This window comes from Pseudarthrobacter sp. MOO14, from assembly GCF_058267675.1.
Genome location: NZ_CM177849.1, coordinates 639,416 through 653,150 on the forward strand (window position 1 = coordinate 639,416; position 13,735 = coordinate 653,150).

Below are 13,735 nucleotides of genomic sequence, written 5' to 3' on the forward strand. Positions count from 1 at the left end.
TTTCAGGGTAGCCAAGTCATCCATATGGTGGGCAAGCCGTCCCACATTTCGGACACGGCGTCTGCGGGCGGCGCGGCGGCCGGAGAAGGATCAGCCCCAGGGATGAGGCACTCGCCACCACGACAGCATAGAGTTCCGGGGTGGAATTACGGCACAAGGTTTATCACTGGATCCGGGTCAACACTTTCCGGGTTGACCTGGTCCTCATGCTGGCGGTCCTGCTGATGTGCGGTCCCGTTTACCTCATGGCGGACCGTCCCTGGCACTTCCTGCTGTCGTGCGCCCTGGTGGTGCCGCTGGCGTGGCGGCGCACCAGGCCGGTGCACGCGGCCGGCGCCACCGTACTGGCGTGCCTGGTCTTGTGGGCAACAGGGCTGGAGCCGCTGGCCGGGCTGCTGGCTGTTCCGCTGATTATCTATGCCGTTGCCGCGTACGGTCCTGCCCGGGCCAGCCGTACGGTCCTGGGACTGGGACTGCTGGGCGGCGTGCTGCTGACAACCCGCAATCTCAGCAGCACGGCTGAGACAGGCGTGCTGGGCCTGACCATCAGCGCTGTCTACACGGTCCTGATCTGGATGCTGGTGCTGTTCAGCTGGACCCTCGGAGACCTGACGCGCGTGCGCCGGCAGCAACTGCAGACCCTGGCGGACCGTGCCCGCCGGCTCGAAATCGAACAGCAGCAGGAACGCTCCCTGGCGGCAGCCGATGAACGGGCGCACATTGCCCGTGAGATGCATGACATCGTGGCGCATTCCCTGTCCGTGATCATCACGCAATCTGACGGTGCGCGGTACGCCGCGGCTGCCGACCCCGCCGTGGCCACGGAGACGCTGGCCACGGTTGCCGCCACGGCACGGACGTCACTGGCCGAAATGCGCCGCCTCCTGGGTGTGCTGCGGCACGGCGATGAGTCCACCACCCGCCCGTTGCCCGGACTTGCGGACCTCGATGAACTGTTCCTGGGGTTCCGTGCGGCAGGCCTTCCGCTGGACGTCGAACAGCTGGGGTCTCCGCGGCGCACCCTGCCTCCGGGCGCCGAACTCACCGCATACCGGGTCCTCCAGGAATCCCTGACGAACGTCCTCAAGCATGCAGGTCCGCAAGCCCGGGCCCGGGTCTTGGTGCGGTGGCAGCCGCGCGGGCTGCAGCTTGAGGTGCACGACGACGGCCGGGGCGCTTCTGCCCATCCGGCAGTCGGAGCCGGGGAAGGCGGCGGTAACGGGCTGCGGGGCATGAGGGAGCGGATCAGCCTTTACGATGGTTCGTTGGCGGCCGGCCCGGCCGCGGGCGGGGGCTTCCAGGTTTCGGCCTTCCTTCCCTACACCGAGGCTTGAGCATGACTTTGCCACTAGACCGCGACAGCACCGCTCCTATCCGCGTGGCGCTGGTCGATGACCAGCAACTGGTGCGCTCGGGATTCAGCATGCTGATCAACTCCCAGCCGGACCTTGACGTCGTGGTCGAGGCCGGGAACGGGCTCGAGGCACTCCAGGCCCTCGGAGCAGCAGCCGCGGACGTCGTCCTGATGGACGTGCGCATGCCGGGAATGGACGGCATCGAGGCCACCCGCAGGCTCATCGAACGCGCCGCTTCCGCCCCGGCCGGGTCTGCCAGGGCTGAACTTCGCATCGTCGTGCTCACGACCTTCGACCTGGACGAGTACGCACTGGCGGCCATCGAAGCCGGAGCCAGCGGTTTCCTCCTGAAGGACGCACCACCGGAGGAACTGCTGGACGCCATCCGCACAGTGCACCGCGGGGACGCCGTCATCGCCCCCTCCACCACCCGCCGGCTCCTGGACCATGTAGCTCCGCTGCTGCGCGCACAGGGCAACGAACGGCCCGAGGACCAGGAGGCCGTCGAACGGCTCACAGCCCGCGAGCGCGAAGTCTTCACCCTCATGGCCCAAGGTCGGTCCAACCCTGAGATCGGGGCAGACCTGTTTGTCTCCGAAGCAACCGTCAAAACGCACGTAGGGCACATCCTGGCCAAGCTTGGGGCACGCGACCGGGTCCAGGCAGTCGTGATCGCCTACGAGACCGGGGTGGTCACTCCCGGAGGCTGACGCCCGGCACGGTGGTGTCAGACCTGGGTATGAGTCCGGCCCCGGCAGGACCAGACCACCGGCCGATTCCCGGGCGCCGGGCCCGGCCATAGCGTGGAAACATGACAACTTCCGCGCATGCCCATACTGCTTTGAACAGGCAAAATATCCCATCCGCTCCCGCCGTGCAGGCCCTCTCCCTGGCCAAGACGTACGGCCGCGGCGCCACCCGCGTCAGCGCCCTGCGCGAGGTCAGCGTCACGTTCGATGCCGGCCGCTTCACCGCAATAATGGGCCCTTCCGGCTCCGGAAAGTCCACCCTGATGCACTGCCTCGCTGGACTCGACAGTGCCGACTCCGGCCAGATCCTGGTTGGCGGAACAGACATTACGGCCCTCAATGACAAACAGCTGACAGCGCTTCGCCGCGACCGGATCGGATTCGTGTTCCAGGCCTTCAACCTGGTGCCCACACTGACCGCCGAACAGAACATCACATTGCCGCTGGCGCTGGCGAACAAAGCCACGGACGCGGCCTGGTTCGACACGGTGGTGGCCACGCTCGGCCTCAAGGACAGGCTCCGGCACCGGCCGCATGAGCTCTCCGGCGGCCAGCAGCAGCGGGTCGCCGTAGCCCGGGCCCTGCTGACCCGTCCCGACGTGGTGTTCGGGGACGAACCCACCGGCAACCTTGATTCGACCGCTGGCGGCGAAGTCCTCGCACTGCTGCGCCGCAGCAGCCGGGAAATGGGCCAGACCATCATCATGGTCACCCACGATCCGGTGGCGGCCAGCTACGCCGACCGGGTGGTCCTGATGAACGACGGCGGCCTGGTGGGCGAGATCGCCGAGCCCACCGCCGGGTCCGTCCTGGCCGCCCTCGGCAAGCTGGGAGGCTGAGCGTGCTGCGCGTTGCCTTCTCGCAATTCCAGTCCCACAGCCGCCGCTTCATAGCCGTCGGCCTGGCAGTCATGCTCTCCGTGGCGTTCCTGTCCACCACCCTGATGGTCGGGGCGAGTACCCGTGCTTCGCTGGGTGCCAGCCTCGGGGAGGCCTACAGCAAGGCCGGCCTCATCGCCACCCCGGACACGGGAACCTTCAACGATGCCGCGCTGGCAGCAGCCCGTGCGGTGCCCGGCGTGACCGAGGCCTATGGCCGGATGCAGGCGTACGCCGAGTTCACCGCAGGCGGCCAGGAGGTGTTGGCGCAAGCCCGGAACCTGGCGCCGATGGCCTTGGAAACCGCGACCGTGACCGACGGCACCCTCCCGGAGAGGGCTGACGGCGTCGCCGTGGACGGGGCTACCGCCGCCCGCTACGGGCTGCGCGTCGGCGACTCCCTGACCCTCAAGGCCCCCGACGCCGCCACAACAGTGGCCATGACCGTCACCGGGATCCTGCGCGGCAGCAACGACCCCTTCGCCTCTGCCCTCCCGCAGATCCTCGCCGGGACACCGGCCGTCAGTGCCCTGGCCGCCGGCGCCCGGGACGCTCAAGGTGGTACCGGCGCCGCTGGCTACGGAAGCATCCAGCTGGCCCTGGCTTCGGGCTCCGACGCCGCCGCAACCAGCAAGAACGTGGCGGCGGCGCTCACCGGTGCCGGCGCCGGGGTGCAGGTGAAGACAGCAGACGAACAAGTCACCGCCCAGGTGGCGATGATGACCGGAGGCCAGGATGAACTGACGATCATCCTGCTGGCATTCGCCGGGGTCGCCCTGATTGTCTCCGGACTGGTGGTGACCAACACCTTCGCGGTGCTGGTGGCCCAACGCACCAGGGAACTGGCGCTGCTCAGGTGCCTGGGGGCGGGCCGGAACCAGGTGCGCAACTCGGTCCTGGCCGAAGCCCTGGTGGTGGGCCTGGTCTCCTCCGCCGCCGGTGTGCTCGCCGCCGTCGCCCTGATGGCTGCCCTCATCGGCTGGGCCGGGACGCAGCCGGACATGGCTTTTGCCACCATGGCCGTCCCGCCGTCGTCCGTCATTGCGGGGCTGGCGGCAGGCACACTCCTGACCCTGGGCGCCGCCCTGGTTCCCGCGAAAGCTGCCACGGCCGTGGCTCCGCTTGCTGCCCTGCGGCCGGTTGACGATGCCGGAATCGGGAACCGGCGGGGCCGCGTGCGGCTGGTGCTGGGCCTTGCCGCCCTTGCCCTCGGGGTTCCGTTGCTGGCCCTCGGCGCCGCGGGCGTGATGCTGGTGGTGGCCTTCGCCGGCGGCGTGCTCTCCTTCGTGGGCGTCCTGCTCTGCGCCACCCTGTTCGTGCCGCGGCTGGTGGGCCTGGCGGGACGGTTGGCCTCTCCTGCCGGCGTCCCCGGGAAGCTGGCCGCCCTCAATGCCGTCCGCAACCCGGCCCGGACCTCCGTCACTGCTGCCGCCCTCTTGATCGGCGTCACGCTGGTGTCCCTGATGATGACCGGGGCTGCCACTGCCCGGCAGGCGTTCGATGACGCCCTCGCCGGCACCTACCCCGTGGATATGGTGATCACCGGGGATGCCCTGACAGCCGCCGAGCGTGACGCAGTGGCACGGGTGGACGGCGTCGCAACCGCGGCTTTGCTGCCAGCAGCGGGCACCTTGGCCGGCGAAGGGATGGGCAGCCCCGTCTATGCCCTCGACGCGGCAGAGGCCGGCCGGCTGCTCCGCGACACCGCGCTCACCCTTGAGCCGGGCAGGATCTACCTTCCGGAAGGCTCCACGGCCGGACCTGTTGAGGTCACCGGGCCGGCCGGGCCGGCCTCCCTGGAAGCGGTGGTCTTGCGGACCCGCAACATCCCGGCACTGGTCTCCACCGACACCGCCCGCCAGTCGGGCCTGACGGGCGGTGGCGTTGCCCCAACAGACAGTGCGCCGACAGATGGCACCGGTCCTGCTGCCAGTGCCGTGTGGCTGCGCCTGGCCGACGCTCCCGGCGGCTCCCTGTCCGCGGACCGGATCAAGGACATCCAGTCCGCTGTTGCTGCGGCAGCAGGCGTGTCCGCGGGTGCGGTCAGCGGCGCCGCCATCGAGCGGGTCACCTTCAATGAGGTCATCGACGTACTGCTCTTGGTGGTCACGGGCCTGTTGGGGGTGGCGGTGCTGATCGCGCTGATCGGCGTGGCCAATACACTCTCGCTGTCCGTCCTCGAACGGACCAGGGAAAACTCCCTGCTCCGGGCGCTGGGTCTTACCAAGGGCCAGCTGCGGGGCATGCTGGCCCTCGAGGCAGCCCTGGTGGCCGGCGTCGCCGCATTGATTGGTGCTGCCCTGGGCAGCATCTACGGCTGGCTGGGCGCGCGGTCGGCCCTCGGCAGCCTGGCCGAGGTCACCCCCTCCGTCCCCTGGCTGCAGTTGCTGGGCGTGCTGGGGGTGGCCGTCGTCGCCGGCCTGCTGGCGTCGGTCATTCCTGCCCGGCGCGCGGCACGGCTGTCACCCGTCGAGGGACTTGCCACCGCATAGCCGTGACGGCGGGCCAGTGCGCCTGCAATGGGAAAGGGCAGGTGGCGCGGAAGTCCGCGCCACCTGCCCTCATCCGCACCGGAACCTCAGGCTTCGGCCGGTTCCTCGAATTTGGGGAAGACGGGAACCGGGGCGGGCAGCGCCGTACCGGGAACGATCGGGGTTGCGATCGCGGTGAACTGGCGTGCGTCCCCCTCAGGCTGGCCCAGGGCGTCCAGGAGCTTCGCGGTGGCGCCGGGCATGACCGGCTGGGCGAGGATCGCCACTATCCGGAGCACCTCCAGCGTCACGTACAGCACCGTGTTCATGCGCCCGACGTCGGTCTTCCGGAGCACCCAGGGCGCCTGCTCGGCGAAGTAGGCGTTGGTGTCCCCCAGCACGGCCCAGATGGCCTCCAGGGCGCGGCTGAACTCCTGCTTGTCGAACGCGGCCCGAGCGGCGTCGAGCAGGCCGTTGGCCTGGGCCAGGATGGCAGTGTCGGCGGCTGTGAGCTCGCCGGGGACGGGTACGGCGGCGCCGCAGTTCTTGGCCACCATGGACAGGGAGCGCTGGGCGAGGTTGCCGAAGTTGTTCGCCAGGTCCGCGTTCATCCGGCCCACGATGGCCTCATGGTTGTAGCTGCCGTCGGCCCCGAACGGGACTTCGCGCAGGAAGAAGAAGCGCACCTGGTCCAGGCCGTAGCGGGCCACGAAGTCGGCGGGAGCCACCACGTTGCCCAGTGACTTGGACATCTTGACCCCGTTGTTGTTCAGGAAGCCGTGGATCATGACGCGCTTGGGCAGTTCCAGCCCGGCGCTCATCAGGAACGCCGGCCAGTAGATCGCGTGGAAGCGTGAAATGTCCTTGCCGATGATGTGCACGTCGGCGGGCCAGTACTTCCGGAACTTTTCGGACTCGACATCCGGGTATCCCACGCCGGTGAGGTAGTTGGTCAGCGCATCCACCCACACGTACATGACGTGCTTGTCGTTGCCGGGGACGGGGACACCCCAGTCGAACGTGGTCCGGCTGATGGAGAGGTCCTCCAGGCCGCGCTTGACGAAGCTGATGACCTCGTTGAACCGGTACTGCGGGGCGCCAAATTCGGGGTGCGCCTCGTAGAGCGCCAGCAGTTTGTCCTGGTAGGCGGACAGCCGGAAGAAGTAGCTCTCCTCCGCCGTCCACGTCACCTCGGTGTCCGTCTCTTTCGAGTAGCGCACGCCGTCGTCCTTCACCACCGTGTCATCTTCGCCGTAGAAGGCCTCGTCCCGGACGGAGTACCAGCCTTCGTACTTGGAGAGGTAGATGTCGCCGTTGGCTTCCATCTTCTTCCAGATGGCCTGGGATGCGGCGTAGTGGTCCTCGTCCGTGGTCCGGATAAACCGGTCGTAGCTGACGCCCAAGGCAGCGTGTGCCGCCTTGTAGATCTCGGCGTTCCGGGTCACCAGTTCCTTGGGCGTGATGCCTTCCTTCTCCGCGGCCTGGGCGATCTTCATGCCGTGCTCGTCCGTGCCGGTCAGGAACATCACGTCGTAGCCGTCCAGCCGCTTGAAGCGCGCCATGGCGTCGGTGGCTATGTACTCGTAGGCGTGGCCGATGTGCGGCACGCCGTTGGGGTAGGTGATGGCCGTGGTGATGTAGAACGGCGTTTTCTCTGAAGCAGTCACGGTCGGACGTTACCTTCGGTGCGTGAGTGGGTGGGCTAGATCAGTTCTGTCAGGGTATCGCTGAGCCGGACCAGTTCGTGGTCGTGCGAAGCCACCAGGACGGCGATGCCGTCGGAGGTGGTGTCCTTCAGGATGCTGATGATGCGGTTGGCGGAGGCGCGGTCCAGGCTGGCGGTGGGTTCGTCCACCACCAGGACGCGGGTGCCCAGGATCAGGGCCCTGGCGATGGCCACGCGCTGCCGTTCACCACCGGAGAGCTGGGCCGGGCGGTGGCGCATGCGGCGGCCAAGTCCCACCAGGTCCAGCAGGTCCTTGGCCATGTCGCGCCGCTGCTCCACTTCGCCGTCGGGCACGGCGGGCAGCAGCACGTTTTCGAGGGCACTCATGCCGTCGATCAGTGCACCGCCCTGGTCCACGTAGCCGATGAGCGCACGGCGGCGGTCGGCGATTTCGTCGTCGCCCATGCTTTCGAGCGAGTCGCCTTCCCAGAAGACACGGCCCGACGTCGGCAGGGTCAGCCCCGCGCCAACGGTCAGGATGCTGGTCTTGCCCGAACCGCTTCGGCCGGCGACGCAGTGCATCTCCCCCGCGTGCAGGGTCAGGTCGAAGCCCTCCACCACGCTGACCGCCTCGGCGCCGCCCTTTCCGCCACCGTAACGGATGGTGATGTCGCGCATCTCCAGCGGGGTGGCGTGATCGGCAGACTTGACGATGGTGTTGGCCCGGGTCTGCAGGGGGACCTCAGTGGAGCCGCTCCGGCGGCTGCGCTGGACATTCGTCGGGTTTGTCATTGGACCACTTTCGTTGCAATCGGTATCCAGCAAAGTACGGCCACCAGCCCGGCCACGGCGGCCCAGATGGCCGCGTAGGGTGCCAGCAGCAGGCCGATGCCCAGGGCGCCCAGCACGCCCAGCGGCAAGGCCACGGTTCCCACCAGCGCGTTCTCGAACAAACGCACCTGGCGAAGCATGTCCGGGTTCCAGCCCATGGCCTGGAGGATGCCCAGGTATTGGCGCTTGGAGTTGAGCTCGAAGCGTCCGGTGACCAGGGTGAGCACCAGCCCCACGGCCACGCCGGCCACTGCCAGCAGGATGCTGGGCAGCGTCACGCTGGCCGCTGCAAGTCCGCTCAGGGCGCTGGCACCTGCGGCCCGCGGAATGTCGATCAGCAGGGCGATCAGGCCGCCGACGGCGGCGCCGAAGACACCTACCGCCACGGCCAGGGACAGGGTGTTGAACTTGTTGGTGCCCAGCTGCCGGTTGGCGAAGGTCAGCGGCGAGTCGACGGGGATGAGCCGCTCGTCATGCTGCGGTTCCTGGTCGATCACGTCGCGGTGGCGGAGTTGTTGCGCGGCGAACAGTGCCGCGCCGCAGTAGAGGACCACGACGGCGGCGCACACCAGGGCGGTCGGCAGGCTCCAGCTCAGGAGGCTCAGCAGGATCCCTGCGGCAGCGAGGAGGACGGCGCCGACGCCGAACTCCTCAAGGACCCAGGTGCGGATCCGCCGTTGGGTCCAGCCCATGGCCCGCAGTGTTCCGGCCTCGCTCCGGCGTTTCCGGATGTAGCTGACGGTTGACGCGCCGGTCAGCAGGGCCGCACCGCAGAGGGTAAGGAACAGCAGGGTGACGTTTGTTCCGGACAGGGATCCTGCCACGGCGTCGGCGGCGTTCTGCCGGACCCAGGACTGCTGGACCGTGCCCAGCGCGGATTCCTTGCCCGCCCCGTCCTTTGAGTAGCCGGGGACGGCGATGCTGGTGTCCTCGCGGGCCGAACCGGCCACGATGGTGGCGTCCAGGCCCATGTCCCGGATTTCGGCGGCAAGCTTCTCCACCTCGGGCTGGGCTTCCTTCCAGCTGCCCGGAGCCTTGGCCCGGACGCGGACGGCGTCGATGACCGCGGCGTTCTGCTTGTAGCCGCGGGCAGCCGCCAGGCCGTAGTAGTCGGTGATCGCACCGGCGGACTGGCTCGCCAGTCCGGTGGCGCTGAGGGAAGGCTTCAGTTCCGCGGCGGGGACATCCTTGCCTGCGGCGTCCTTGACCAGGGTGAACGGCGTGGGGTCGTAGCCGCCCAGCGGAAGCTTGTTGACGTCACCCGAGGCGGCGGCAACGGCAGCGGGGTCGAACGTGCCGTAGACCATGGGCAGCGGCTGGGCCGGCTGCTGCTGGCCGGTGGACAGGTTGTCCCGGTACGAGCGCTCGTCTACCGGGTCGCGCTGGGTCTGGTCCACGGGGGCGCCGCTGGCGGCCTTGTCCGGCAGCCGGTTCACGGTGACCCAGTCACCGGGAACTGCGGTCTTGTCCACGGCACCGTTGGCGGCGGTGTCGCCGTCGGTGTACTTGGGGGCGCCGGCAAAGTTGGTGCTCCACTTGGCGGGGGTGTAGAGGCCTTGGTTGAAGTTGCCGTTGTTCCCCAGCAGGGACGAGTGGTCGGTGGAGCCGGGCCAGGAGAGCACGAAGGGGTCCTTGGACACGAACGGCAGGTAATCCTTGCCCAACGACTTGGACACCGTGCCGACGTCCTTGACCACCTTGCCGGCGTCGTCGATTTCCTCGATCTTGACGTTGTACTTCAGGTCCAGCGACGTGCCCGACCGGACGATCAGCGGCACGGCCTGTGAGCCGCCGCTGAGCTGGCCGCTGCGCTTGGCCTGCTGGTACTGGGTCATCAGGGGTGCCCAGTACTTGAGCTTGACGCCGAGGAAGTCGGGGCCTTCCTTGAGCTGGTCCATGCTGATGCCGTTGGTGAAGAGGCCTTCCAGGTACCGTCCCACGGCGCCGGCGTCACGGGCGTCGGCGGGGGGAGCCTTTTCCAGCGGGGCCAGGAAGTCGCCTGCGGAGCCCAGGAGGGCGCGCTCGGCCGCCGGGTCCACTGCCACGACGGATTCGGTGACCTCGGGGGCGAGCGGCAGCGCCACGGAGAGGTTGAAGAGGTTGTGCTCGGACCCGCCGGCAGGGTTGGGGAATTTGATGCCGGTCTCCCCCGCCGGTGCGGCGATGCGGATGCTGCTGCCGCCCTGGGCCTTCTCTTCGACGAGCCGCGCCTTGCCCAGGGTGCCTTCGGCGGTGGTCTTGAAGAGGGTCTGCTCGGAGTTTCCGTCGGAGCTCACGGCGCTGGCAGTCAGCCGGTACTTCTTTGCAGTGTCGCTGAGGACGGATTCGGCTGCCGGCCACTGGTTCGGGGCGGTGGCCCCTGCGGCCTGGTCGGCGGTGGCGGTGCCGGCGAGCCCGGCGTTGTAGCCGAGGTAGTCCATGGCGTCGAGCCGGGGCGTCTCAAGGTTCTGCGTTACCCGCGAGACCAGGCTGATGGGTGCGGCCACGGACGTGCCGGAGAGTTTCCGGATGGAGTCCAGCTGGTCGAACCCAATGCCGCCGGCGCCATTGGCGATCTCGGGCTGCAGGAGTGCTCCGGAGGGCGCCTTGGCCTGGACCAGGATGTCGTAGAGCCCCCTCGAATTTTCGTCGATTGTCCGGTTGAGCGCGGCCTGTGACTGGCTCTGGACGACGACCGACAAGCACATTGCTGCGATCAAGATGGCCGCGGTCAACAGCAGCACCCTGCTTCTGATGAACCTCTGGACGGCGTTCATGGAACTCCCTGAAACCTGGATTGCGTGCGCGCACTTCCAACCGCCGGGCAGACGTGGGCGATGGCGGACGGATGTGCAAAAGGTATTGGCCGGCCTGCCGGCTATGGTCCTGAACCAGGACCAAGCCATTTTAAGCAGACCGGCCAATCATACGTGGCTCCGCCCGGGCGTGCCTGCGCGGAGGAGCGGCTTCGGCGTTTCGGCCGGTGTGTCGCGTTAGTCTTCCAGGTCCACTTCCCGGACCATTTCAGCGCCGATGCCGGCCTTGATGGCGTCCAGCACCTGCTGGGGCACGGAGCTGTCGATGGTCAGCAGGGCCAGGACCTGGCCGCCTTCGTCGGAGCGGGCCACCTGCATGCCGGCGATGTTGATGTTGTTCATGCCGAGGATGTGGCCGATGGTGCCGATGACGCCGGGGCGGTCGGTGTAGGCCACCACCACCAGGTGCTCGCTGATGGGGATTTCGACTTCGAAGCCGTTGATGCCCACCAGCTTCTCCACCTGCTTGGGGCCGGTCAGGGTCCCGGCCACGGAGATCTGGCTGCCGTCGCTCAGGGCGCCGCGGAGCGTCAGGACGTTACGGTAAGACTCGGTGTCGGGGGTGGTGATCAGGCGGACGTTGATGCCGCGCTGCTCGGCGATGACGGGTGCATTGACATAGGACACCTGTTCGGTCACGATGTCGGCGAAGATGCCCTTCAGCGCAGCCAGCTCCAGGACCTTGACGTCGAGGGAGGAGATTTCGCCGGCCACTTCGACGTCGAACTGGGTCAGGGAAGCGTGGGTCAGCGCAGTGAAGATGCGGCCCAGCTTCTCGATCAGCGGGATGCCCGGGCGGACGTCGGGGGCGATGACGCCGCCGGCCACGTTGACGGCGTCCGGCACCAGTTCGCCGGCCAGGGCCAGGCGGACGGACTTGGCCACGGAGACGCCGGCCTTTTCCTGGGCTTCATCGGTCGAGGCACCCAGGTGCGGGGTAACCACCACGTTGTCGAGCTTGAAGAACGGCAGGTCGGTGCTGGGTTCCTTGGCGAAGACGTCGACGCCGGCTCCGGCGATCTCGCCGTCCTGCAGGGCCGTGAAGAGGGCTTCCTCGTCCACGAGGCCACCGCGGGCGACGTTCACCACGTAGGCGGTGCTCTTCATCTTCTTGAAGGCGTCAGCGCCGAGCATGCCCACGGTCTCCGGCGTCTTGGGCATGTGGATGGTGATGAAGTCGGACTGGGCCAGGAGCTCATCCAGGGTGACCAGCTGCACGCCCAGCTGCGCCGCGCGGGCGGACGTGATGTAGGGGTCGTAGGCCAGGATCTTGGTGTCAAAGCCCTTGAGGCGGGCTGCCACGAGGGCGCCGATCCGGCCGAGTCCGATGATGCCGATCTTTTTCTCGAACAGCTCGATGCCGGTGTACTTGGAGCGCTTCCACTCGCCATCCTTGAGGGCGGCGCTGGCCTGCGGGATGTGGCGGGCCAGGCTGAGGATGTGGCCCACGGTCAGCTCGGCGGCAGAGACGATGTTGGACGTGGGGGCGTTGACCACCATGACGCCGGCCTGCGTGGCCGCCTTGATGTCCACGTTGTCCAGGCCCACGCCGGCACGGGCGATAACCTTCAGGTTCTTGGCGGCGGCGATGGCTTCGGCGTCCACCTGGGTGGCGGAGCGGACCAGGATGGCGTCTACGTCACTGATTGCCGAGAGCAGCTGGGAACGGTCTGCGCCGTCAGTCTGGCGGATTTCAAAGTCCGGGCCGAGGGCCTCGACGGTGGCGGGGGAAAGTTCTTCGGCGAGCAGTACTACGGGTTTTGACACGGCTGATCCTCTGCGTTGCAGTCCTGGGGATGGAAACAAGTCTAGGCCGACGGAAAGGCCGGGCTCACATTGTTAAGTGTGAACCCGGCCTCACCGCTGCGGTCTGCGTGGTTGGGCTGGCGGCCTTAGCGGGCTGCGGAGCCTTCCACGTAGTCCACGTCCTGCTGCTGCCAGGAGAACAGGGAACGCAGTTCGCGGCCCACGGCCTCGATGGGGTGCTGTTCAGCCTTGGCGCGCAGTTCCTTGAACTCGACGCCGCCGTTGTCCTGGTCTTCGATGAAGCGCTTGGCAAAGGCGCCGGACTGGATGTCGGCCAGGACGGCCTTCATGTTTTCCTTCACCTCGGGGGTGATGACGCGGGGGCCGGAGACGTAGTCGCCGTACTCGGCGGTGTCGGAGACGCTCCAGCGCTGCTTGGCGATGCCGCCCTCCCACATGAGGTCAACGATGAGCTTGAGCTCGTGCAGCACCTCGAAGTAGGCAATCTGCGGCTGGTAGCCGGCTTCGGTGAGGGTTTCGAAACCGTACTGGATCAGCTGGGACACCCCGCCGCAGAGCACGGACTGCTCGCCGAAGAGGTCGGTTTCGGTTTCCTCGGTGAAGGTGGTCTTGATGACGCCGGCGCGGGTGCCGCCGATGGCCTTGGCGTAGGACTTTGCCAGCTCCCAGGCGGACCCGGAGGCGTCCTGCTCGACGGCGATGATGTCCGGGATGCCGCGGCCGGCTTCGAACTCGCGGCGGACGGTGTGGCCCGGCGCCTTCGGGGCGATCAGGATGACGTCAACGCCCTCGGGGGCCTGGATGTAACCGAAGCGGATGTTGAAGCCGTGGGCGAAGGCGAGGGCCTTGCCGGGGGTCAGCTTGTCCTTGATGGAGTCGTTGTAGATCGCGCGCTGGTGCTGGTCCGGCGCCAGGATCATGATGACGTCGGCCCATTCGGCGGCGTCGGCAACGTTCTTGACCGTGAAGCCGGCGTCCTCGGCCTTGGCGGTCGACTTGGAGCCTTCCTTCAAGGCGATGACGACCTCGACGCCGGAATCGCGCAGGTTCAGCGCGTGGGCGTGGCCCTGCGAGCCGTAGCCGACAATGGCAACTTTGCGGCCCTGGATGATGGAAAGGTCGGCGTCGTCGTCGTAGAACATTTCAGTCACTTGCGTAACTCCTCTTGAGTGGTTGTAGATAGTGGTCTTGCGGTGCTGCGGTTACGGGCGCCAATTCCCGCC

9 protein-coding genes are annotated in these 13,735 nt (G+C 67.8%); 4 read left to right on the plus strand and 5 right to left on the minus strand.

The window, feature by feature from the left end:
- Positions 1–140 precede the first annotated feature (140 nt).
- The 4 genes from AC4EEV_RS02980 to AC4EEV_RS02995 all read left to right on the plus strand — a co-directional run bounded on the left by AC4EEV_RS02980 (position 141) and on the right by AC4EEV_RS02995 (position 5,474).
- Positions 141–1,334 (plus strand): sensor histidine kinase, encoded by a 1,194-nt coding sequence (locus AC4EEV_RS02980; protein WP_109045019.1) that lies wholly within the window; start codon positions 141–143, stop codon positions 1,332–1,334.
- A gap of 2 nt (positions 1,335–1,336) precedes the next feature.
- The gene (locus AC4EEV_RS02985; RefSeq protein ID WP_285247618.1) at positions 1,337–2,065 is read left to right on the plus strand and encodes a response regulator; all 729 of its coding nucleotides are present in this window, start codon (positions 1,337–1,339) and stop codon (positions 2,063–2,065) included.
- Between the two features lie 101 nt (positions 2,066–2,166).
- Complete coding sequence (locus AC4EEV_RS02990; RefSeq protein WP_026264225.1) at positions 2,167–2,943, plus strand: ABC transporter ATP-binding protein; 777 nt, start codon at positions 2,167–2,169, stop codon at positions 2,941–2,943.
- A gap of 2 nt (positions 2,944–2,945) precedes the next feature.
- Complete coding sequence (locus tag AC4EEV_RS02995) at positions 2,946–5,474, plus strand: FtsX-like permease family protein (protein ID WP_491330111.1); 2,529 nt, start codon at positions 2,946–2,948, stop codon at positions 5,472–5,474.
- A gap of 86 nt (positions 5,475–5,560) precedes the next feature.
- On the opposite strand, the gene metG is transcribed toward AC4EEV_RS02995, so the two are convergent.
- The 5 genes from metG to ilvC form a co-directional block, all read right to left on the minus strand.
- Entirely contained in the window at positions 5,561–7,120 is a 1,560-nt protein-coding gene (gene metG, locus AC4EEV_RS03000) for a methionine--tRNA ligase (RefSeq protein ID WP_491330112.1), read from the minus strand.
- Positions 7,121–7,155: 35 nt separating this feature from the next.
- Positions 7,156–7,911, minus strand: a complete 756-nt coding sequence (locus tag AC4EEV_RS03005; protein WP_018760051.1) for an ABC transporter ATP-binding protein — start codon at positions 7,909–7,911, stop codon at positions 7,156–7,158.
- A complete protein-coding gene (locus tag AC4EEV_RS03010; RefSeq protein ID WP_491330113.1) occupies positions 7,908–10,706 on the minus strand; it encodes an ABC transporter permease in 2,799 nt (932 codons plus the stop codon). The genes AC4EEV_RS03005 and AC4EEV_RS03010 overlap by 4 nt, the downstream gene beginning before the upstream one ends.
- Positions 10,707–10,922: 216 nt before the next feature.
- Positions 10,923–12,512 carry a phosphoglycerate dehydrogenase gene (serA, locus tag AC4EEV_RS03015; RefSeq protein ID WP_109045023.1) on the minus strand — a complete coding sequence of 530 codons (1,590 nt, stop codon included), beginning with the start codon at positions 12,510–12,512 and terminating at the stop codon, positions 10,923–10,925.
- A 125-nt stretch (positions 12,513–12,637) separates the two neighbouring features.
- The gene (gene ilvC / locus AC4EEV_RS03020) at positions 12,638–13,663 is read right to left on the minus strand and encodes a ketol-acid reductoisomerase (protein WP_026264226.1); all 1,026 of its coding nucleotides are present in this window, start codon (positions 13,661–13,663) and stop codon (positions 12,638–12,640) included.
- Positions 13,664–13,735: the final 72 nt, after the last annotated feature.

Bases quoted from the DNA above. Each gene is read 5' to 3' on its own strand.
- AC4EEV_RS03005 (WP_018760051.1), bottom strand. From the start codon at position 7,911: ATGACAAACCCGACGAATGTCCAGCGCAGCCGCCGGAGCGGCTCCACT.
- AC4EEV_RS02990 (WP_026264225.1), top strand. From the start codon at position 2,167: ATGACAACTTCCGCGCATGCCCATACTGCTTTGAACAGGCAAAATATC.
- AC4EEV_RS02985 (WP_285247618.1), top strand. From the start codon at position 1,337: ATGACTTTGCCACTAGACCGCGACAGCACCGCTCCTATCCGCGTGGCG.
- AC4EEV_RS03010 (WP_491330113.1), bottom strand. From the start codon at position 10,706: ATGAACGCCGTCCAGAGGTTCATCAGAAGCAGGGTGCTGCTGTTGACC.